Source organism: Mycobacterium sp. SM1 (genome assembly GCF_018361265.1).
In the GTDB taxonomy this organism is placed as follows: Bacteria; Actinomycetota; Actinomycetes; order Mycobacteriales; family Mycobacteriaceae; genus Mycobacterium.
Genome location: NZ_JAFLNH010000004.1, coordinates 80,072 through 100,392 on the forward strand (window position 1 = coordinate 80,072; position 20,321 = coordinate 100,392).

Below are 20,321 nucleotides of genomic sequence, written 5' to 3' on the forward strand. Positions count from 1 at the left end.
GGCATGTCAGAGACGCGCAGGAAGTTCGACCGGGAGTTTGGGGGAGGGAGCGGTGCGGATAGTCCGGGATACCGGTAAGCCGATCGCGCAGGTGGCCCGAGACCTCGGGATCCATCCGGGCACCCTGGGTAATTGGGTTGCCAAAGATCGTGCTGAGCGGGAAGGCGCCCAGGGGCTTTCCACCGGTGATATCGCCGAGTTGAAGCGGCTGCGCGCCGAGGTCGCCGAGCTGCGCATGAAGCGTGATGTGCTCAAGCGATCCGTGGTCGGCTGGGTAAAGGAGGCGACGAGGTGAGTGTGGCCCGCTTTATCGCCGACCAGAGGACCTTGCATCGGGTGCCACACACGGTGTGCTGCGCGCTTTTGGGGGTCAGCGTTTCCTGGTTCTATAAGTGGGTGCGTCCCGAACGTGGAAGGGAGTGAGATGTAGGTAGAGCTTCCAGAAGCGGTGCTGTGCAGAAGATGAAGGATTGTCGGCCCTTCGGAGCCGCCCTGCGGGGGGAGGCTTCAAACCACCACATGCTGCGGAATCGGAGACGTGACCGTGGTGAGCGATGTGGACACGGCGCGCATGACGTGTCAGGTGGGGATCGGGAAGGCGAGCGCGAGCGAATCGCTGTTGACGTGTCGAAATAGAAACAGGTGGCATCGAAACCGGGGTGTCCATTTGATCCCGGGATCAGTCTGGCGGGTGCCCGCTGATTGGCCAGGCGGTGTCCGGCATGGAGGCGACGCGAGCCCGGTCTGCGGCTTCTGCATGGAACGGGAGAGAGCCGGAGCCGATACGTTTCGTTCGGGTTTCCGAGCGGGCGAGAGGGAGTAGCCCGCGCCTGGCGTGGGTGTGAGTACCGTCGCGGGTCCGGCTGGCGGACTGGCTCGTAGTAGTGATGAAGCTCCTGTAATGGGGGTGGAGCGAAGGGGCCGGGTCATCTGTGACGGTGTTCGTTAGAGCAACTGAAACCCGCTGGGGTTCAGGAGGAGTCGCATGAACGCGTTGAAGTTGCCGGACAAGCCATTCGAGATTTCGAAGTGGGCGGTCCAGGAGGCATGGGAGAAGGTCAAGGCGAACAAGGGCGCACCGGGCGTGGACGAAGTAACAATCGAGGCATTCGAGGCCGACCTGCAGGACAACCTGTATAAGGTGTGGAACCGGATGTCGTCGGGCAGTTACTTTCCGCCTCCGGTGCGTGCGGTGGAGATACCCAAGCCGCACGGCGGCGGGACCCGAATGCTGGGCGTGCCTACCATCGCTGACCGGGTGGCGCAAACGGTGGTCGCAGAGCAGTTGAAGCCGAGGGTCGAGACGATCTTCCACGACGACTCTTATGGCTACCGCCCGGGCCGCTCGGCAGTGGACGCGGTGGGCGTATGCCGGCAACGCTGCTGGAAAACCGACTGGGTGATCGATTTGGACATCCAAAAGTTTTTCGACAGCGTGTCTTGGGACCTGATGCTCAAGGCGGTGCAGGCCAACACCGATTTGCCGTGGGTGATGTTGTATGTGCGCCGGTGGCTGCAAGCCCCGGTGCAGTTGCCCGACGGCACCCTGCAACAGCGAGACCGGGGCACCCCGCAGGGTTCGCCGGTCTCGCCCGTGCTGGCAAACCTGTTCTTGCACTACGCGTTCGACGCGTGGATGGGTCGGGAGTTCCCGACCGTCCGGTTCGAGCGCTATGTCGATGACGCGGTGGTGCACTGTGTCAGCGAGCGCCAGGCCCACCGGGTGTTGGCCGCGCTGCAAGACAGGATGGTCGACGTCGGGCTGCGGCTGCATCCCGACAAGACCCGGATCGTGTACTGCAAGGACGGCAAACGGCGCGGTGACTATGCGCACACGTCGTTTACCTTCCTCGGCTTCACGTTCCGGCCACGGGGAGCGCGGGCCAAGGACGGGAGCATGTTCGTCTCGTTCTCGCCTGCGGTCAGCAGGGACGCCTTGACGAAGATCGGACGCGAAGTACGGTCCTGGCGACTGCACCAGCGCACCGGGCAATCCTTCTCCGAGCTCGCACGGTGGCTCAATCCCATCGTGCGCGGCTGGATGAATTACTACGGCGCTTTCTATCGGTCGGCGCTGTATCCCCTCCTGACACGCATCAATGCCTACCTGATGCGTTGGGTCCGCAAGAAATACCGGCGGCTGCAGGGACGCCGTGCGTTTCAGCAAGCGTGGCAGCGGGTCACCACTCAGTACTCGCGGTTCTTCGCCCACTGGGCCTGGACCACTGCCGTCCCGGCCGTCTGGTGATCAAGGTGACAAGAGCCGTATGAATCGAGAGGTTCACGTACGGTTCCGTGGGAGCCGGAGGGTGCGACCCCCTCCGGCCACCCGACCTGGACCGCGAGCCCACTGAGCGGCAGCGACGCCGCGCGCAGCTGGATGCGCGAGTGGCGGAGCTGTTCGAGCGCTCCCAGCGCACGTACGGCTCGCCGCGGATCCACGCCGACCTGCTCGCTGAAGGCTGGAAGGTCAGCGTGAACACGGTGGCCGACTCGATGCGCCGGCACGGGCTGGCCGGGCGCAAGCCTAAGCGCCCCAGGGGGTTGACCCGCCAGGACAAGAAGGCACCTAAGTTCCCCGACCTGCTCAAACGGGACTTCACCGCCGCAGCGCCCGACCGTAAGTGGTGCGGTGATATCACCGAAATCCCCACCGATGAGGCCAAACTGTATTTGGCTTCGGTCCTGGACCTGTGCGGGCGACGTTTGCTGGCTTGCCCGATGTCGGAGCACCCCGATGCGGAGCTTGCCAGCGACGCGATCAAGATGGCCGTCGCAGTACGTGGCGGGCGCGCAGCGATCGCTGGCGTGATCTTTCACACTGATCGCGGATCTACCTACACCGCCAATGATTTCACTAAGCTGTGCCGCAAGCTCGGGGTGCGCCAATCGATGGGACGTGTCGGGTCGTGCTTCGACAACGCCGCCCGCGAGGCGTTCTTTTCCACCCTCGAACACGAGGTGCTGTCCCGCCACCACTTCGCCACCAAGGCACAAGCACGCGAGGCCATCACCACCTGGTGCTACGAGTTCTACAACACCCGACGCCGGCACAGCTCAGCCGGGTTGCTGCCACCCGTCGAATACGAAAAAATCACGGCCATCCAACCGGAGGCCGCATAACGGAAACCTCCACGTTTTCAGGGGAAACCCATTTGGCGCATTCGTTGCCGTTAATGCACAACTTGGCGGTGTAGGGGAAGTAGGTGCTGAACTTGATGAAGAACGGACCGAAATCGGCATCCAAGCAATAAAAATAAAAGTAGTTAATAAACGCCGTGGAGCGCACCAGCCAGGCGTAGGGCTCCCCGGCCTGGCTGTAGCGACGCTGGGTGCGCCACACCAGCGCCTTCTCCTGCGCCCGCCCGACGAACAACACCCCCTCGGTGCCGGTGAACCGGGCCAGGAACTGCTGGGCCACATCGTCCTTGCGCTCCTTGCCGAACGACACCAACTCCAGACCTCGTGCGGCGACGAAGCCGTGGATGCCGGCGACGAACGCCTTGGTCATCGGATCCATCAACGCGGTGGAGGCGTAGAGGTGGCCGCGGTGACCAACGAAGAACCCCTGCACCCCGGCGCCGTAGGCCAGCCGCGGGACCCACACGTTGAGATACATCCGGTCGATCGACTCGATCTCGAACACCGTGTGATCGGACAAGACATCGCCGGCACTGCGCGCTACGGTCATCATGGGCTCCGGTTCGGACGGGCGGTCAGCAACGACCCACCAACCGCTACAGGCGGTTCATACACCCGATCGACACGTTTCGACCAGGGTCTTCATCCCGTCCGAACCGAAGCCCCCAAAACGACACCAGCCAGCATGCCCGTCGGGATGGGGCGAAGCCCGGCTAGGGTCAATGCCGGGTAGTTAAGGTCCGAGGGCTGTTGTCAACGATTTCGACTCGTGTGTCGCATGTTTGGGTTCGGGGTCGTTGATGATGGCGGTGATGCTGGTGATCGGTGTGCTGCGTTCGGGCCGATAGGGGTCTTTCTTGTTGTAGCGCGACAGTGGGGATTTGACCTTGCGGACGCTGGTACGTGGTCGCCGGGGTGGGAGCAGGTCAGCGAGCACGGCGCGGCCGATGTGCCCGACGAGGTCGGTGTCGTTGGTCACGTTGGCGGCGTTGACCAGCAGGTCTTTCGCCGTTTCCAAAGCGGTGGTGAAGCTGGCCCGGTCCGGGTCAGTACCGGGGCGGGATTCGACCGCACTGACCATGGCACGCCGCAGCGCCTGGTAGACGGTCAGCAGCGCCCACATTTCCTGTTCGAGTCCGGCCGGGTCGGTCGATCGCAACACGCGGCCGGCGGCCAGAGTGTGCCGCAGCGCCAGGTAGGCGATCTCGTGCTCCCAGCGCTGGTGATAGACGGCGATGAACCGCCGCGCGGGATAGCGGCGCGGGTCGCACAAGGTGGTGGCCAACCGGTAGGCCGCTGTGTAGCGGGTGCCATCAGCGCAGGTGACGGTGATATCGGCGGTGATGATCCGCACCGGCAATGTTCCGATGCGCGACAGGTAGGAGCCGTCGTCGAGGCGCGCGAGTACGGGCAGGCGGCGGGTGGCGCACAGCCGGACGAGGAACTGCGCGCCGGTGCCGGCCAGCTCGGTCAGGAAGGTTTCACCGTCGAATCCGCGGTCGCATAGCACCAGCATCTGTGCGTTGAGCAGGTGCAACAGTCGCCGGGCGTAGTCGGTCTCGCCGGTGGACGGCGGTCCGAACACCGCCCCCAGCAGCGCCCGGGTACCGGTCTCGACCACGCTCATCAGCCTGATCACCGGATACCCGGTGACCCCGAGCGAGGCCTTGAGTTTGCCCAGCCAGCAGCGGTTGCGGTCGCTGTCAGCGACCTTGAACGACACGCACCCATCGAACGCGACGGTGCGATAGTGCCCGAACCGCACGCCTGGGGTGTCCGGTGCGGCCACCGGGCCGGCCAGCACTTCGAATAACGACCGCATCGGTGCGGCGCCAAGGCGGCGACGCAGATCTCGAAGCGCCTTGTCCGACAACGATCTGCGGCGGCCCGGCAGGGCTGCGGTGAGCTTGGCCCAAACCTTGCGGTAACCCAATCCGGGGAATAGGCACATCGCCAGCACGAAGTACACCCCCACCCGCGAGGGCAGCACCCGCAGCCGCCGCTGGGTGCTGCCGGTCTCAGCCAGCACCGCGTCCACCAACTCCACCGGGATCTGCCAGGTCAGCTCGCCCAGATGACCTGGAGCCAAGAGTTCGGCACGACGTACGGATTCGGGCATGGCAGAATTCGGCACCGCGACTCCTCGGTAGCAGAATTGGATCTTCGTCGACCGTTCTTCTACCAGGAGTCGCACCCATATCGTTACACAACACGCGCCACATAAGCACCGCGTGTCACCTTGACAGCTCCCGCGACGCCTTAACTACCCGGCATTGCGGCTAGGGTTAACGCCATGCGGGTGGCAGTGCTGGGAGCCAAAGGCAAAGTAGGCTCCACAATGGTGCGCGCCGTGCAGGAAGCCGAGGACCTGACGCTCTCCGCCGAGGTCGACGCCGGTGATCCGCTGAGCCTGCTGACCGACAGCCAGACCGAGGTCGTCATCGACTTCACCAACCCCGACGTCGTGATGAACAACCTGAAGTTCGTGATCGACAACGGGATTCATGCAGTGGTCGGGACCACGGGCTTCACCGGCGAGCGGCTGCGGCAGGTGCGCGCCTGGCTGGCCGCCAAACCCGGCACCGCCGCGCTGATCGCGCCCAACTTCGCGATCGGGGCCGTGCTGTGTATGCATTTCGCCAAGCAGGCCGCCCCGTTCTACGACTCGGCGGAGATCGTCGAGCTGCACCACCCGCACAAGGTTGACGCCCCGTCGGGCACCGCGGTGCGCACCGCCACCCTCATCGCCGAGGCGCGAAAAGACCTGCCGCCCAACCCCGATGCCACCCGCACCGGTCTCCCCGGTGCCCGCGGCGCCGATGTCGCGGGAATCCCGGTGCACGCAGTGCGATTGGCCGGGCTGCTCGCCCACCAGGAGGTGCTTTTCGGCACCACCGGGGAGACGCTGACCATCCGCCACGACAGCCTGGATCGCACCTCATTTGTGCCCGGCGTCCTGATGGCGGTGCGCCGCGTCAAAGAGCGCCCAGGCCTGACGGTCGGTCTGGAGCCCCTGCTTAACCTGAGATGACCGGAGCGAAACCCGCAAGTGGCGCGCCGTCATGACGACCCTCGGGGAGCGTATGAGCAAAACCTTGCTGGTGGTCCACCACACCCCGTCGCCGACCACTCGCGAACTGCTCGAGGCCGTGCTGGCCGGAGCCAATGATCCCGAAATCGAAGGCGTCGACGTGGTGGTCCGCCCGGCGCTGGCCGCGACGGTCTCGGACATGCTTGCCGCCGACGGCTACCTTTTCGGCACGACCGCCAACCTCGGTTACATGTCCGGCGCGCTCAAGCACTTCTTCGATATCGTCTACTACCCGAGCCTGGACTACGTGGCCGGGCGGCCCTACGGTCTGTGGGTGCACGGCAACAACGACACCGTGGGCGCGGCCGCGGCGGTGGACAAGGTCGCCACCGGGCTGTCGCTGACCAAAGCCGCCGACGCGCTCGAGGTGGTCGGCGCGCTCGACGCGGTGATTCGCGAGCGGGCCTACGAACTGGGTGGGACGCTGGCCGCGACGTTGATGCCGTGATGACGACAGGTCCGCGACAACCGCCGCGCGTCGCGTGCCGCACCCGGGACGCATCGCAGAAAGGGTACCGATGAGCGCTGTGGACTTGGCCGGACGCACCGCGATCGTCACCGGCGCGTCGCGGGGAATCGGGCTGGCGGTCGCGCGCGAACTCGCCACCGCCGGCGCCAACGTGGTGCTCACCTCCCGCACCCAGGAGAACGCCGACGCGGCGGCCGCGCAGGTCGGTGGCAACGCCCTCGGCGTCGCCGCCCACGCGGCCGACGGTGGTGCCGCTCAACACTGCCTCGATATCACGCTCGACCGTTTCGGCAGCGTGGACATCCTGGTCAACAACGCCGGCACCAATCCCGCGTTCGGTCCGCTGATCGAGCAGGACCATGCCCGCTTCGCCAAGATCTTCGACGTCAACCTGTGGGCCCCGCTGCTGTGGGCTTCGCTGGCCGTCAAGGGGTGGATGGGTGAGCACGGCGGGGCGGTGGTCAACATCGCCTCCATCGGCGGCCTGCACGTCGCGCCGAACCTCGGGCTGTACAACACCACGAAAGCCGCGCTTATCCACGTCACCAAGCAACTGGCGCTGGAGCTGTCACCCCGGGTGCGAGTCAACGCGATCTGCCCGGGAGTGGTGCGCACCAGGCTCTCGCAGGCCCTGTGGAAGGACTACGAGCAGGCGCTGTCGGCGTCCACCGCGCTGGGGCGGATCGGCGAGCCCGCGGATGTGGCGGCCGCGGTCGCCTTTCTGGTCTCCGATGCGGCCAGCTGGATTACCGGCGAGATCATGGTCGTCGACGGTGGGCAGCTGCTCGGTGACGCGCGGTCGTTCCGGCCGGAGGACAGGTGACCGGCCGGCGCCGCGTCGGGGAACCGACCGGGTGCTGGCCGGGGATCGGGGGCGGCTTTCCCGTCTCTGCTGAATCCTGACGAGGCTGCTCGCCGACGCGCTGGGGATAATGTTTGCGGTATCGAAACGGAGGTAACGCACTCGCATGACGGCACACGTGGAAGAGTTGGAGTTTCAGGCGGAGGCGCGCCAACTGCTGGATCTGCTGGTCCACTCGGTGTACTCGCACAAGGACGCGTTTCTGCGGGAGTTGATCTCAAACGCCTCCGACGCGCTGGACAAGCTGCGGCTGGAGGCGTTGCGAAACAAGGACCTGGACCCCAATAGCATTGACGTGTCCGATCTGCACATCGAGATCGAGACCGACAAGGGGGCGCGCACCCTGACCGTCCGCGACAACGGTATCGGTATGTCGCGCGAGGAGGTCGTGGACCTGATCGGAACCCTGGCCAAGTCCGGCACCGCCGAGCTGCGTCAAAAATTGCGTGAGGCCAAGCAGGCGGTCGCCTCCGAGGAACTGATCGGCCAGTTTGGCATCGGCTTCTACTCGACGTTCATGGTGGCCGACAAGGTCGAGCTGCTCACCCGCAAGGCCGGCGAGAGCACGGCCACCCGGTGGGTGTCCAGCGGTGAGGGCACCTACAGCATCGAGTCCGTCGACGATGCGCCGCAGGGAACGGCGGTGACACTGCATCTCAAACCCGCAGACGCCGAGGACGAGCTGCATGACTACACCGCGGAGTGGAAGATCCGCCAACTGGTCAAGAAGTACTCCGATTTCATCGCCTGGCCCATCCGGATGCAGGTCGAGCGGCGCAGCCCGGCCCCCAATGAAGGCGGCCAGGAAGGCGCCGAGGGCCGCCCAGCGGGCCCGGAGGTGATCACCCTCGAAACCGAGACCCTCAACTCGATGAAGGCGTTGTGGACCAAGTCCAAAGACGAGGTCAGCGACGAGGAGTACAAGGAGTTCTACAAGCACATCGCCCGCGCCTGGGATGACCCGCTGGAGGTCATCGTGATGAAGGGCGAGGGCACCTTCGAGTATCAGGCCCTGCTGTTTATCCCGTCGCACGCGCCGTTCGACCTGTTTAGCCGCGACGCCAAGGTCGGGCTGCAGCTGTATGTCAAGCGGGTGTTCATCATGGGCGACTGCGAGCAGCTCATGCCCCGCTACCTGCGTTTCGTCAAGGGGGTCGTCGACGCAGAGGACATGTCGCTCAACGTGTCCCGCGAAATGCTGCAGCAGGACCGGCAGGTCACGGCGATTCGCCGGCGGCTGACCAAAAAAGTGCTCTTGACGATCCAGGAGCTGCAGTCCCAGCGCCCGGAGGACTACCGCACGCTGTGGACCCAGTTCGGCCCGGCGCTCAAAGAGGGCCTGATATCCGACTTCGACAACCGAGACACGCTGTTGCGTATTTGCTCGTTTGCCTCAACCCACAGCGACGAGCAGCCCACCACCCTGGCCGAGTACGTCGAGCGCATGAAAGACGGCCAGCAGCAGATCTTTTACGCCACCGGTCAATCGCGTGAGCAACTCCTCAACGCGCCGCACCTGGAGGCGTTTAGGGCCAAGGGTTATGAGGTGCTGCTGCTCACCGACCCGGTCGATGAGATCTGGACGGGATCGGTGAGCGAGTTCGACGGCAAACCGCTGCAGTCGGTGGCCAAGGGCGAGGTGGACCTCGACTCCGACGAGGACAAGAAAGCGCACGAGGCCGAGCGCGAGCAACAACGCCAGGAGTTCGCCGACCTGCTGAGCTGGTTGAAGGAGACGTTGAGTGATCACGTCACCGACGTCCGGTTGTCCGCACGGCTGACGCAGTCCCCGGCGTGCCTGATCACCCCCACCTTCGGGTTCACCCCGGCGCTGGCGCGCTTGTACCGGGCTTCCGGGCAGCCGGTTCCCGCCAGCAAACGGATACTCGAACTCAACCCGAAGCATCCGCTGGTCGTCGGCCTGCACCAGGCTTACACGAACCGCCCGGACGATGGCTCACGCTCCGGGGAGCTCGCCGAAGCCGCGGAGTTGCTCTACGGCACCGCCCTGCTCGCGGAGGGCGACGTGCCCGAGGACCCGGCGAAGTTTGCCGGCCTGCTCGCGAGCCGGCTAGCCCGCACCCTGTAGCGGCGCCGCCGCTGGGGCTGCGGGCGACGGCCGGCCCTACCCGGCCCCGACGGCCGCAGCCCCGGGGGCGATGACCCGGCGGTCATCGGGGCAGCGCGGAGCCGAAGAACTGTCGTGTCGCCGCCCAATGCCGCTCGGCCGCGGCGGGGTCGTAGGGCGCGTTGTCGGGCACCGCGAACCCGTGCGCGGCGGGATAGGTCTCGATGGTGTGCGGCACGCCGGCCGCCGTGAGCGCTTTGTCGAGCTGTTCGGCCTGCTCGGGGGTGAACGAGCCGTCGTTTGTCGCCGCGGCCACATAGACCGCGGCCCGGATCCTGTCGGCCAGCAGATGCGGGCTGTCGGGCTTGTCGGTCGCCAGCCCACCGCCGTGGAACGACGCGGCGGCTGCCACCCGCTCCGGAACCCGTCCGGCCACCACCAGCGACGTCCGCCCGCCCATGCAGTAACCGGTGGTGCCGAACCGCTCGCCGGTGACCTCGGGGCGGGCGGCCAGGTAGTCGAAGAACGCGGCGGCGTCGCTGGCCATCATGTCCGGGGTGACGCTGGCGATCATCGACATCAGCCGCTGGCGCTCCCCGGGGTTGCCGAACACGGTGCGCATGTCGAAGGGAGCCCAGGCGCCGTGCCGGTAGTAGATATCCGGCAGCAGCACCGCATATCCGAAGCCCGCCAGCTTGGCGGCCATCTGGAAGAAGGTGTCTCGCACGCCGCCGGCGTCGGGGTACATGACCACACCCGGCCAGGGGCCGCCGGGATCGGGGTCGTCGGGGGTGAACAGCTGTACGGTGCACACGCCGTCGGCGGTGCCGATGGTGTCGGTGATGTGAGGCATGGCTTCCGTTGTACTCCTCGGTGTTCGGCGCACATGCGGCGCACACTCATCGGCGCCGACCCGCCCGCAGCGGGCTTCGCCGCGCCTGTGATCGCCGCTAAGCTGGGCGCGTGCCCGTTCCCACGCCTTACGAGGATTTGCTGCGCCTGGTGCTGGAGCGGGGGGTACCCAAGGCCGACCGCACCGGCACCGGAACCCGCAGCCTTTTCGGCCGGCAGATGCGCTATGACCTCTCGGCCGGCTTTCCGCTGATCACCACCAAGAAGGTGCACGTTAAATCGGTGATCTACGAGCTGCTGTGGTTTTTGCGCGGTGATTCCAACATCGGCTGGCTACACCAGCACGGCGTCACCATCTGGGATGAATGGGCTTCTCCCACCGGCGATCTCGGACCGATCTACGGGGTGCAGTGGCGGTCATGGCCGACACCCTCGGGGGAGCACATCGACCAGATCAGCGCGGCGCTGGAGCTGCTGCGCACCGACCCGAATTCGCGGCGCATCATCGTCTCGGCGTGGAACGTCGGCGAGCTTCCCAACATGGCGCTACCGCCGTGTCACCTGCTGTTTCAGTTCTACGTTGCCGGGGGAAGGCTGAGCTGCCAGCTGTATCAGCGCAGCGCGGATTTGTTTCTCGGGGTGCCGTTCAACATCGCCAGCTACGCGCTGCTGACCCACATGATGGCCGCCCAGGCAGGCCTGGACGTCGGGGAGCTCATCTGGACCGGCGGAGACTGCCATATCTATGACAACCACGTTGAGCAGGTGCGGCTGCAGCTGTCGCGTGAACCGCGGGCCTACCCGGAGCTCGCTCTGGCTCACCGTGATTCGATCTTTGACTACACGTATGAGGACATCGTCATCAAGAACTATGACCCGCACCCGCCGATCAAAGCTCCCGTCGCGATATGACCGCGCCGCCGACGACGCCGAAGCGCGGCGATGAGGCAGCGATGACGAAGGATGGCGCGCATGGCCGATGTGGCCCTGATCTGGGCTCAGTCGACGTCGGGTGTCATCGGCCGCGGCGGCGCCATCCCGTGGCGGCTGCCCGAAGACCAGGCCCACTTCAAGGCGCTCACCATGGGTCACACCGTGGTGATGGGCCGGCGCACCTGGGAGTCGCTGCCCACTAGCGTGCGCCCGCTTCCGGGCCGGCGCAATGTCGTGCTCTCCCGCCACCCTGGCTACGTAGCCCACGGTGCGGACGTGGTGGGCAGCCTGTGCGAGGCGCTGAGCGAGGGGCAGATCTGGGTGATCGGCGGCGCGCAGCTTTACGCGCGAGCACTGCCACTGGCCACCCGCTGCGAGGTCACCGAGGTCGACATCGACCTGCCCCCCGAAGATGGGGACGCGCTGGCCCCGGTGCTCGACGACACCTGGGTGGGGTCCGTGGGGGAATGGCAGATCAGCAGCAGCGGATTGCGCTACCGGTTCGCCAGCTACCGGCGTGCCGTGTGAGGTTTGACCAGCGTCGTCTCAACTAGCGAGGGTAATAACTCGTGAGGGTAATCTATCCCGCCGACGACATGCCGCTACCGATGCACCTGTGGCGTCATTTCCTGTCGCGAGGGGAGTGGTGGTCCAGGCGATTTGACTGCCCTTGTTGGTCTCCTCTGTCTTCGCATCGCCACCCATACGGTGCGCGGGTCGCCACCCCCGCCACTCCGCCTGCATCATTGGCTGGCTACGCAAACGTGCGTTCAAAACATCGTCTGCCAGGTCTTCTTGGGTTCGCCGCCACCTCACCGCGGTGGAGCAGAGTCGGATACGGAAATTAGCGTTTCAAGGTGATCGTGTCAGTGCCAGAGACGTTGCGTGGCAAGCCTTGCCCCTTCGGCCATCGCCTGCAACTTCGCCCACACCACGCTGGGAACGACGAGCTGGTAGCCCGCAAACGTGCTGAAGCCGCAGTCGGTAGCCGCCATCACGTTCTCGCGGCCGACAACACCGGCGTAGCGGGTTAGGCGTTGGGCAACGACCTCAGGATGCTCGACCACGTTGGTGGTCGGGTCCAGCACACCTGGAAGCACGTACTTGCCATCAGGTAGCTTAACGTCTTCGAAGACGGCCCATTCGTGGGCATGGCGGCCACTCGAAGACATCAGCATGATCCCGGCGGGCTTGGCCTTGAGCACGATGTCGATGATGCTTTTGAGTTCGACGTCACTGGTCCGAGGCATCTCAAGGTTGCCCCAGCAAACGTGAATGCGCATTGCTTCGGCAGGGATGTTGGCGACGGCGTGATTCAGCGCCTCAACGTGCAGCTCGATCTGCTTGCGGAAATTCTGCAGCGAGCCGGCGCCAGGCGCGGTCATTGCCAGGTCGGGGCAGTCCAGCTGCAGCAGGAAACCGGCTCGGTGGATCGCCTCGTATTCTTCACGCATCGCGTCGGCGATCGCCGCCAAATACTCTTCCTCGCCGGAGTAGTAGCGGTTGGGCGAGAACACCGAGATGACGCCAGGCGAGGCCGCAGTCATAAACGCGCCCGCCGGCGAGGCGCCCGCCACGGCCGCCTTCAGGTTGTCGATGTCGGTCTGCAGTGCGTCGTGGCCGGTGTACGCCACCGGCCCGTCGCAAGCGGTGAATCTGATGTTGGCGAGCGACTCGACGATCGGCGGGACACGCTCGGCGGCGAAGTCGGGAAACTGGCTTAGGTCCAGAATCAGCGGAACCAGCTCCTCGAGTGAGCCTTCACCACCGAAGCCGGTCAGGCGATCCTTGACATAGGTGGCATAGGAGGGCTTTGAGACCTCGCCGTCGTTGACCACGTCGACGCCGGCATCGAGTTGCTTACGCACGGTCTCGTTGACCGCGGAGCGCACGTCGGCTCCCACCTTGGCTGTGTCGACCGGCTCACCGACTTCCTGAGCGTATACCTGCGCAAGCAACTCCGGCGGTCTGGGGAGACTGCCGGCATGGGTCGTCAAGATACGCTCGGCGCTTGGCCGCACGGCTCCACCTCCCGGAAAAGTAGTGACGCCGCCACCGTGACCGGCCCCCAGCGTCAAGCGAAAGCGTGCGGACAACGGCCACCGCCCCATGGTCACAGAGCGCCACGAACCAGTCAATACGGCGTATTGGCCAGAACACGCGCGTGGGGATCGTCGCCTCACCGGAGAATGCGCCCGTGCGACGCATCTCATCCGGCAGTTGACGCAGCCTCAAAAATAGCCCCGTGTCGCCGGGCGGATTTTAAATTTAGTAATGAAATTCTAACGTAAATAAGCAAATCTATAGAGTCAGGATTGTGACGGGTTCGTGTCACAACGGTGATTATAAAATAGCACCTTCGGATGCGATTGGTAGTTTCGCGCGCAGTGGCCGTGCGCCACCCATTCGAGACAACGGAAAGGAACTTATGGGGCACAATCGGACTTTCGGGGCGGGACTGGCAATGTCCGTCGGTCTGATCGCTGCGGCCGCCGTCTGGGCCGCTCCGGTGCAGGCCGACCCTACCAACGACTCGAGACAGTCGGTCTGCCCGATGATGACCCAAGTGGGCTCGTCATTTGCGTCGTTAATGTCCACGCTCATCAATGCGACGTCCGACATTCACGGAAAAACCACCATCAACCCCGACATGGCCGGGATGTTCAGCAAGATGGGAATATCGAATTACTGCCCGGACGCAGAGAGGTCGCTGCGCAACAACCAGCTGCCGAACGTGCCCGGGATCATCAGCGACAGGCCCGACGTGCATGGCATCGTCGGTGGCGTGCCCTCGAGCCCAGGGGCGCCCAGCCAGTAATCAGTTCTGGCCAGAACGTCCAATGCGAAAATAAGACGGTAAGGGGCCAGTGGCTGCTTATCTCTGCTCGCGTTATCTCTGCTCGCGCAGCGCGGCCAGCGCGAAACCGGTCGAGGACCTCGCTCACCTAAGCTTGGCTCACATGTCGGCTATCGTCTCGAGCGAGCCGGCTGCGGGCCAGCTCCGCACATCGGGCAAGCCTCCGGCCACGCACTGAAAACTCAAATTAGGTCTCAGAGCCTGTTCACAAACGTTTAGGCTGCCTGCTCGATGGGCGCGGGCGGGCCGGTGCGAGGGCGTCCCCATCGAGGATTCGGTCGCGCCCCTGGGGTCGCTTGGTGGAGTTTGCGGGTCATGATCGTGACGTTGACCCAGAGCACCATGGCTTCGTGGTGGTCTGGGCGGCGTTCGTAGTCGCGGACGAGTCGGCGGTAACGCAGCATCCAGCCAAAGGTGCGTTCGACGACCCAGCGGCGCGGCAGCACCGTGAAGCCAACCATGTCGTCGCTGCGCTTGACGACTTGGACGGTCAGTGCCAGAACGGATTTCGCCCAATCGACCAAACGCCCGGCATAGCCGCCGTCGGCCCATACCAGCGAGATCATGGAGAAGCGTTCCCGCACCACGCCCAGCACCCGAAACGCGGCGTCTCGATCCTGCATCGAGGCCGCGGTGACGACCACGACCAGCAGCAGGCCCAGCGAGTCCACCACGATGTGGCGCTTTCGGCCATTGATCTTCTTGCCGGCGTCGTAGCCGCGGGTGGTGGCGCCCACGGTGTCGGCGGCCTTGACCGACTGCGCGTCGATCACCCCGGCGGTGGGCAGCGGAGCCCGACCCCACGCGACACGCAGCCGAGCGCGCAACCCGTCGACCAGCCGCTGCGGCATCCCCCGCTGGCTCCAGCGCTCAAAGAACGCATACACCGCCCGCCACGGCGGGAAATCTGCTGGCAGAGCCCGCCATTCGATGCCGTAGCGGGTCACGTAACCGATCGCATCCAGGACCGCCCGCAGATCGTGGACCATCGCCCGCCCACCTGGGCCGCGGCGTAACTCGGCCATCACCGCCTCGACCTCCGGGCGCAAAAGCTAGTTGCGTCCAGGGAGGTGGTGTACGACCCGCTGATTAGCGGGTGTGTCGCAGCCCAGTAGAGGGCGGTCATCGCGTGATCCTTCGAAACGACGGATCAGTCACCCGAAGGAGAACAACGCGATGACCAACCACCACCCTATCGATGTTGAGAAGCTGTTGGAGGAGCAACTCGCCACGGCGAGCCCGGATTTGCTGCGGGCGCTGTTGTCGACGTTTATTCAGGCCCTGATGGGCGCGGAGGCCGACGCGGTGTGCAGCGCTGGCTATGGGCAACGTAGTCCGGGTCGCACCAATCGGCGCAACGGGTATCGGCCTCGGGATTTCGATACCCGCGTCGGCACGATCAAGCTGGCAATTCCCAAGTTGCGCCGGGGGAGCTATTTCCCGGACTGGCTGCTGGAGCGGCGCAAGCGGGCCGAGCGGGCGCTGACCAGTGTGGTGGCGACCTGCTATCTGCTCGGTGTGTCCACCCGGCGCATGGAGCGCCTCGTCGAATCCCTCGGCGTGACAGGCCTTTCTAAATCGCAGGTCTCGGTCATGGCTGCCGAGCTCGATGAGGCGGTGGAGGCGTTTCGCACCCGCCCACTGGATGCCGGCCCCTACACGTTTGTGGCCGCGGACGCCCTGGTGCTCAAGGTGCGCGAGGGCGGGCGGGTGGTCGGGGTGCACACCCTGATCGCCACCGGCGTCAACGCCGAGGGCTACCGCGAAATCCTGGGCGTGCAGGTCACCTCCGCCGAGGATGCAGCGGGCTGGTTGGCGTTCTTCCGCGACCTGGTGGCTCGCGGGCTGTCCGGGGTGGCCCTGGTCACCAGTGACGCCCATCCCGGGCTGGTCGAGGCCATTGGCGCCACCTTGCCCGGAGCGGCCTGGCAGCGCTGCCGCACCCATTACGCGGTCAACCTGATGACCGTCACCCCGAAATCGTCCTGGCCGTGGGTGCGCACCCTGCTGCACTCGATCTTCGACCAGCCTGACGCGGAATCTGTTGCAGCTCAGTATGATCGAGTACTCGACGCGCTGAGTGGCAAGCTGCCGAAAGTGGCTGAGCACCTTGATGCCGCCCGCGCCGAGCTGCTGGCGTTCACCGCCTTCCCCAAACAGATCTGGCGCCAGATTTGGTCGAATAATCCCCAGGAGCGGCTCAACAAAGAGATCCGGCGCCGAACCGACGTGGTGGGCATCTTCCCCGATCGCAGTGCGATCATCCGCCTCGTCGGCGCGGTGTTAGCTGAACAGCACGACGAATGGATCGAAGGCCGCCGCTACCTTGGCCTCGACGTGCTCACCCGATCCCGCGCAGTGCTGGCCACCACCGACCAACCGGTCGATGACCAGTCCGGCACCACCACGCCGGCATTGATGGCCTAAACTCCCACCCGAAGGGTCACGCATCGAGCGAACTCATACACCACCACTCCGGACTTGGCCCAAAAGCTTCCACTGCTCATCGCTCAGATCCGATGGATACTGCGGCTTTCGGTCACGACAAAGGCAACCCGCCGCGGCGCAACTGGTTTTCCTGGACTCGACGGGGTAGACAGGCATTCACGGGGCTCCGGCAGCAGGGGATTTGGTGTCTACCTGCTATCGCGAGCCCCGTCTTGTGCCGTTGAACGACACCCAATCGTTATCACACTGTTATCACCAGTCACTACTGCCACACAAGTTTGTGAACAGGCTCTCACAGGAGTAAGCGGACGGCGATCAAGATCTTGACGCCTTGACGCGCTGGATGCGTGGCCACGGTACGGGGCCGAGTGGTGGAATGTGGCCCTCTGCGGCTGGGCGCCGAACCCGAAGCGCGCGGTGGCGTCCCAACAGCGGTGTAAAAGTCGAACACAGATTCCGCTGACTTGCGATTGTGATGCTATGCGATGGCGCCGACAGAATCGGCCGGCGCCGCTCCGGTTTCGATGTGTAGTTCCGAGTCCCGTTGCGGCAGTTGAGTCGGTGGGTCATGCAACGACCTTCGCAGGTCCTGCGGTAGCCGCAGCCCGGCGGGCGTCATGGTGAACCCGCGCCATGCTGCCAAGGCCCGGTCGAGCACCGCCCACACCAGCTTCAGCCAGGAGTGCTCGCCGGGCAGCCGACCGATCACCTTGACCCGACGGCGGGTCTGCTCGAACGTCTGCTCGATAAAATTTGAGTGCCGTACCCTGCTAGCTACACCGTCAGCGAGTCACGGTCATCGAGCAGGGCCCGCACCGCCGCCGGATAGGAGTCGCGCCAGCGTTTGGCGAACGCGTCGATGCGGTTTTGGGCGAGTGTGACCGCATCCAGGCCGGGTTGGATGTTGTCGGGCAGGTCAAAGATCGCCCAGTAGTCGGCCATGACCTCGGCACCGAGCCGGGCTACTTCCTCGATCGCGCCCGCCAGGTCCTCTCCACCGGCGAACACCCCATCAATTTCTGCCTGCAACCGCTGCGCAGGCGATAACCTTCTCGACACGCACGTAGGCTCCATCCTTCAGACTTGCGCGTCTTCGAGGGAACCTACGTCCGAACCCTTTTACACCGCCGCAGGGACACGACCGAACCGCGATTCCGTGGCGACTTGGCCGATGGCACGTTTACCATCGAGCCGGCAGCAACAGGATTGGCTGCGGATCGCCGAACTTGTTGCGCGGTACCGAAACCGCCGCGTGGCGCGGTAGACGCCTCCGTGGGATCGGCGGATCCGGCCCGGTGGCCGGTTGGCGCCGTGGTCCGACGATCCGCTTCTAATGCCGTCTAATGTCGAGTTTCCCGGCCAGTGGTGATCAGCAGGCCGACGATGCCGCCGCTGAGATCGGAGAGGGACGGCGCCGGCCGACGAGCGCTCAAGGTCGTTCCGCGGCCGCGCGCCGGTGGCACGACGCGACTCGGTCCCGATTCACCGACGGCTCGCTCTACCCACATGGGCGTGCCGCGATAGCGGTTGCTATCTGCCGCTGGCCGGTTCGCTGGGCGCGACATTCGGGGTGTGCGGCAATGAGCTGCCAGCATATGACCCCGACGAATGGGCGCTCGACGTCACGGACACACCGGCGGAGTCGAGCTAGCGACCGCGGCGTTCGTCGCCCGGGACGTCTGGGTCGTCGATGGTCTCCAGGTAGGGCTACACGCCTGTGGCAGGGCCGAATGACGATTCGATCCACGCCCGGCCTTTGCGTGCACCGGGGCATCCGTGGCGCGGGACGATGGCCATCGGCACCACGAACTCACCGGTGTCGTGGGCGATCAGCGGTGCGCCGTTGTCCGATGCGGCGCGCAGGCTCGGCCGGCGCGGGTCGTCGGGTCACCGTCCACCGCCGGCTATGGTGAGCGCTGTGGCCCACACCGCCCCGCTGCGCGTGCGCCTGATCGCCCAGACCGCGTTCAGCGCGCCGGACGACGTGCCGTGGAGCACCGACGCCGACGGCGGGCAGGCGCTCACCGAGTTCGCCGGGCGGGCCTGCTATCAAAGCTGGTCCAAACCCAACCCGAAGACCGCGACCAACGCCGCCTACATCAAGCACATCATCGACGTCGGGCATTTCTCGGTGCTCGAGCACGCCAGCGTGTCCTTCTACATCACCGGCATCTCCCGATCCTGCGCTCACGAGCTGATCCGGCACCGCCATTTGTCCTGCTCACAGCTCTCCCAGCGGTACGTTCCGGACGGTGACTCGTGGATCGTCGTGCCGCCGGGCATGTCAGACGAGCCCGAGCTGCAGCAGCTCCTCGCCACGGCCGCCGACACCAGCCGCGCCGCCTACGCCGACCTGCTGGCCAAGCTGGAGGCCAGGCTCGCCGATCAGCCCAACGCGGTGTTGCGCCGCAAACAGGCCCGCCAGGCGGCCCGCGCCGTGCTGCCCAACGCCACCGAGACCCGCCTCGTGGTGACCGGCAACTACCGGGCGTGGCGGCATTTCATCGCGGTGCGCGCCAGCGAGCACGCCGACGTCGAGATCCGGCGGCTTGCCATCGTGTGCCTGCGTCACCTCCTCGAGGTGGCGCCCGCGGTATTCGCCGATTTTGAGATCACCACCCTCGCCGACGGCACCGAGGTCGCGACGTCCCCCCTGGCGACCGAGGCGTGACGTAACCTAGGGACCGTGAGCACCGCCGGATTCGACGCCCCGGCACGCCTGGGCACGCTGCTGACCGCGATGGTGACTCCGTTCGGTGCTGACGGCTCCCTGGATACCGCCGCCGCGGCGCGGCTGGCCAACCACCTCGTCGACTCCGGATGCGACGGGCTGGTGGTGTCCGGCACCACCGGGGAGTCACCGACCACCACCGACGAGGAGAAACGCACGCTGTTGCGTGTCGTGTTGGAGGCGGTCGGTGACCGTGCCCGGGTCATCGCGGGCGCGGGCACCTATGACACGGCGCACAGCGTGCGGTTGGCGAAGGCCTGCGCGGCCGAGGGGGCACACGGCCTGCTGGTGGTCACGCCGTACTACTCGAAGCCCCCGCAGAGCGGGCTGATCGCGCATTTCACGGCCATCGCCGACGCCACCGCGCTACCGGTGCTGCTTTATGACATCCCGCCGCGCTCGGTGATACCGCTTGCTCCGGACACCATCCGCGCGCTGGCGTCACACCCCAACATCGTGGGGATCAAAGACGCCAAGGGAGATCTGCACACCGGCGCTCAGCTGATGGCCGAAACCGGGCTGGCCTATTATTCCGGCGACGATGCGCTCAACCTGCCCTGGCTGGCAATGGGGGCAAGCGGTTTCATCAGCGTCATTTCGCATCTGGCGGCGGGCCAGCTGCGGGAGATGTTGTCCGCCTTCCACTCCGGCGACATCACCACCGCTCGCAAGATCAACGTCACCCTCGGCCCACTGTGCGACGCGATGAGCCGCACCGGCGGTGTGACGATGGTCAAAGCGGGTTTGCGGCTGCAGGGCCTGGACGTCGGCGATCCACGGCTACCGCAAATGCCCGCGACACCTGAACAAATCGAGGCGTTGGCCGCCGACATGCGCTCCGCCTCAGTGCTCCGCTAGGCGACGGGTGA

Annotated in this window: 20 protein-coding genes and 2 pseudogenes; 15 read left to right on the forward strand and 7 right to left on the reverse strand. The window is 65.5% G+C overall.

Annotation, left to right across the window (positions count from 1 at the left end):
• Positions 1-52: 52 nt before the first annotated feature.
• The 4 genes and pseudogenes from MSM1_RS16830 (at position 53) to MSM1_RS16845 (ending at position 3,123) form a co-directional block, all read left to right on the forward strand.
• Complete coding sequence (locus tag MSM1_RS16830) at positions 53-295, forward strand: transposase (RefSeq protein ID WP_213444692.1); 243 nt, start codon at positions 53-55, stop codon at positions 293-295.
• Positions 292-399: pseudogene (locus MSM1_RS22545) on the forward strand (IS3 family transposase); the annotation flags it as partial. The gene MSM1_RS16830 and the pseudogene MSM1_RS22545, both read left to right, overlap by 4 nt.
• A 586-nt stretch (positions 400-985) precedes the next feature.
• The gene (gene ltrA, locus MSM1_RS16840; RefSeq protein ID WP_213444617.1) at positions 986-2,248 is read left to right on the forward strand and encodes a group II intron reverse transcriptase/maturase; all 1,263 of its coding nucleotides are present in this window, start codon (positions 986-988) and stop codon (positions 2,246-2,248) included.
• A gap of 47 nt (positions 2,249-2,295) precedes the next feature.
• Positions 2,296-3,123: an IS3 family transposase gene (locus tag MSM1_RS16845; RefSeq protein ID WP_213444694.1), complete on the forward strand. Its 828-nt coding sequence runs from the start codon at positions 2,296-2,298 to the stop codon at positions 3,121-3,123.
• Here the strand turns inward: MSM1_RS16845 and MSM1_RS16850 are convergent.
• On the reverse strand, positions 3,095-3,694 hold the full coding sequence (locus MSM1_RS16850; RefSeq protein ID WP_213444696.1) for a hypothetical protein: 600 nt from the start codon (positions 3,692-3,694) through the stop codon (positions 3,095-3,097). The two genes, MSM1_RS16845 and MSM1_RS16850, sit on opposite strands and share 29 nt — an antisense overlap.
• 180 nt (positions 3,695-3,874) lie before the next feature.
• The gene (locus tag MSM1_RS16855) at positions 3,875-5,260 is read right to left on the reverse strand and encodes an IS4 family transposase (protein WP_213440082.1); all 1,386 of its coding nucleotides are present in this window, start codon (positions 5,258-5,260) and stop codon (positions 3,875-3,877) included.
• Between the two features lie 174 nt (positions 5,261-5,434).
• On the opposite strand from MSM1_RS16855, the gene dapB reads away from it, so the two are divergent.
• From dapB to htpG, 4 genes are all read left to right on the forward strand, one after another.
• Positions 5,435-6,172: a 4-hydroxy-tetrahydrodipicolinate reductase gene (gene dapB, locus MSM1_RS16860; RefSeq protein ID WP_213444699.1), complete on the forward strand. Its 738-nt coding sequence runs from the start codon at positions 5,435-5,437 to the stop codon at positions 6,170-6,172.
• A gap of 52 nt (positions 6,173-6,224) precedes the next feature.
• A complete protein-coding gene (locus MSM1_RS16865) occupies positions 6,225-6,680 on the forward strand; it encodes a flavodoxin family protein (protein ID WP_213444701.1) in 456 nt (151 codons plus the stop codon).
• A 70-nt stretch (positions 6,681-6,750) separates the two neighbouring features.
• Positions 6,751-7,524, forward strand: coding sequence for an SDR family oxidoreductase (locus tag MSM1_RS16870; protein WP_213444703.1), 774 nt, complete (start codon positions 6,751-6,753; stop codon positions 7,522-7,524).
• 145 nt (positions 7,525-7,669) lie between these two features.
• Complete coding sequence (htpG, locus tag MSM1_RS16875; protein WP_213444705.1) at positions 7,670-9,652, forward strand: molecular chaperone HtpG; 1,983 nt, start codon at positions 7,670-7,672, stop codon at positions 9,650-9,652.
• Between the two features lie 82 nt (positions 9,653-9,734).
• Here htpG and MSM1_RS16880 read toward each other — a convergent pair whose 3' ends face one another.
• Entirely contained in the window at positions 9,735-10,484 is a 750-nt protein-coding gene (locus MSM1_RS16880; protein ID WP_213444707.1) for a dienelactone hydrolase family protein, read from the reverse strand.
• A 110-nt stretch (positions 10,485-10,594) separates the two neighbouring features.
• Here MSM1_RS16880 and MSM1_RS16885 point away from each other — a divergent pair, with 110 nt between their 5' ends.
• Positions 10,595-11,395, forward strand: a complete 801-nt coding sequence (locus MSM1_RS16885; protein ID WP_213444709.1) for a thymidylate synthase — start codon at positions 10,595-10,597, stop codon at positions 11,393-11,395.
• A gap of 60 nt (positions 11,396-11,455) precedes the next feature.
• Positions 11,456-11,944, forward strand: a complete 489-nt coding sequence (locus MSM1_RS16890; protein WP_213444712.1) for a dihydrofolate reductase — start codon at positions 11,456-11,458, stop codon at positions 11,942-11,944.
• Between the two features lie 338 nt (positions 11,945-12,282).
• On the opposite strand, the gene MSM1_RS22775 is transcribed toward MSM1_RS16890, so the two are convergent.
• Positions 12,283-13,437, reverse strand: coding sequence for a cobalamin-independent methionine synthase II family protein (locus MSM1_RS22775; RefSeq protein WP_213444714.1), 1,155 nt, complete (start codon positions 13,435-13,437; stop codon positions 12,283-12,285).
• A 443-nt stretch (positions 13,438-13,880) separates the two neighbouring features.
• On the opposite strand from MSM1_RS22775, the gene MSM1_RS16900 reads away from it, so the two are divergent.
• The gene (locus MSM1_RS16900; protein ID WP_213444716.1) at positions 13,881-14,234 is read left to right on the forward strand and encodes a hypothetical protein; all 354 of its coding nucleotides are present in this window, start codon (positions 13,881-13,883) and stop codon (positions 14,232-14,234) included.
• 254 nt (positions 14,235-14,488) lie between these two features.
• On the opposite strand, the gene MSM1_RS16905 is transcribed toward MSM1_RS16900, so the two are convergent.
• Positions 14,489-15,298 (reverse strand): IS5 family transposase, encoded by an 810-nt coding sequence (locus MSM1_RS16905; RefSeq protein ID WP_236056991.1) that lies wholly within the window; start codon positions 15,296-15,298, stop codon positions 14,489-14,491.
• 151 nt (positions 15,299-15,449) lie between these two features.
• Between MSM1_RS16905 and MSM1_RS16910 the strand changes: the two genes are divergently transcribed.
• Positions 15,450-16,700, forward strand: coding sequence for an IS256 family transposase (locus MSM1_RS16910; RefSeq protein WP_213440920.1), 1,251 nt, complete (start codon positions 15,450-15,452; stop codon positions 16,698-16,700).
• A gap of 499 nt (positions 16,701-17,199) precedes the next feature.
• Here MSM1_RS16910 and MSM1_RS16915 read toward each other — a convergent pair whose 3' ends face one another.
• Both MSM1_RS16915 and MSM1_RS16920 read right to left on the reverse strand, forming a co-directional pair.
• Positions 17,200-17,430, reverse strand: coding sequence for a hypothetical protein (locus MSM1_RS16915; RefSeq protein ID WP_236057275.1), 231 nt, complete (start codon positions 17,428-17,430; stop codon positions 17,200-17,202).
• 65 nt (positions 17,431-17,495) lie between these two features.
• Entirely contained in the window at positions 17,496-17,780 is a 285-nt protein-coding gene (locus MSM1_RS16920) for a hypothetical protein (RefSeq protein ID WP_213444720.1), read from the reverse strand.
• Positions 17,781-17,991: 211 nt separating this feature from the next.
• Between MSM1_RS16920 and MSM1_RS22075 the strand changes: the two are divergent.
• The 3 genes and pseudogenes from MSM1_RS22075 to dapA all read left to right on the forward strand — a co-directional run.
• Positions 17,992-18,372: pseudogene (locus MSM1_RS22075) on the forward strand (DUF3027 domain-containing protein); the annotation flags it as partial.
• 267 nt (positions 18,373-18,639) lie between these two features.
• On the forward strand, positions 18,640-19,392 hold the full coding sequence (thyX, locus tag MSM1_RS16925; RefSeq protein ID WP_213444722.1) for an FAD-dependent thymidylate synthase: 753 nt from the start codon (positions 18,640-18,642) through the stop codon (positions 19,390-19,392).
• Between the two features lie 15 nt (positions 19,393-19,407).
• The gene (gene dapA / locus MSM1_RS16930) at positions 19,408-20,310 is read left to right on the forward strand and encodes a 4-hydroxy-tetrahydrodipicolinate synthase (protein ID WP_213444724.1); all 903 of its coding nucleotides are present in this window, start codon (positions 19,408-19,410) and stop codon (positions 20,308-20,310) included.
• Positions 20,311-20,321: the final 11 nt, after the last annotated feature.

What these genes read in the sequence shown, in the direction of transcription:
- htpG (WP_213444705.1), top strand. Translation starts at nt 7,670, where the DNA reads ATGACGGCACACGTGGAAGAGTTGGAGTTTCAGGCGGAGGCGCGCCAA.
- MSM1_RS16855 (WP_213440082.1), bottom strand. Translation starts at nt 5,260, where the DNA reads ATGCCCGAATCCGTACGTCGTGCCGAACTCTTGGCTCCAGGTCATCTG.
- MSM1_RS16890 (WP_213444712.1), top strand. Translation starts at nt 11,456, where the DNA reads ATGGCCGATGTGGCCCTGATCTGGGCTCAGTCGACGTCGGGTGTCATC.
- MSM1_RS16850 (WP_213444696.1), bottom strand. Translation starts at nt 3,694, where the DNA reads ATGATGACCGTAGCGCGCAGTGCCGGCGATGTCTTGTCCGATCACACG.
- ltrA (WP_213444617.1), top strand. Translation starts at nt 986, where the DNA reads ATGAACGCGTTGAAGTTGCCGGACAAGCCATTCGAGATTTCGAAGTGG.
- MSM1_RS16870 (WP_213444703.1), top strand. Translation starts at nt 6,751, where the DNA reads ATGAGCGCTGTGGACTTGGCCGGACGCACCGCGATCGTCACCGGCGCG.
- MSM1_RS16900 (WP_213444716.1), top strand. Translation starts at nt 13,881, where the DNA reads ATGTCCGTCGGTCTGATCGCTGCGGCCGCCGTCTGGGCCGCTCCGGTG.
- MSM1_RS16880 (WP_213444707.1), bottom strand. Translation starts at nt 10,484, where the DNA reads ATGCCTCACATCACCGACACCATCGGCACCGCCGACGGCGTGTGCACC.
- MSM1_RS16865 (WP_213444701.1), top strand. Translation starts at nt 6,225, where the DNA reads ATGAGCAAAACCTTGCTGGTGGTCCACCACACCCCGTCGCCGACCACT.
- MSM1_RS16905 (WP_236056991.1), bottom strand. Translation starts at nt 15,298, where the DNA reads ATGGCCGAGTTACGCCGCGGCCCAGGTGGGCGGGCGATGGTCCACGAT.
- MSM1_RS16910 (WP_213440920.1), top strand. Translation starts at nt 15,450, where the DNA reads ATGACCAACCACCACCCTATCGATGTTGAGAAGCTGTTGGAGGAGCAA.
- dapB (WP_213444699.1), top strand. Translation starts at nt 5,435, where the DNA reads ATGCGGGTGGCAGTGCTGGGAGCCAAAGGCAAAGTAGGCTCCACAATG.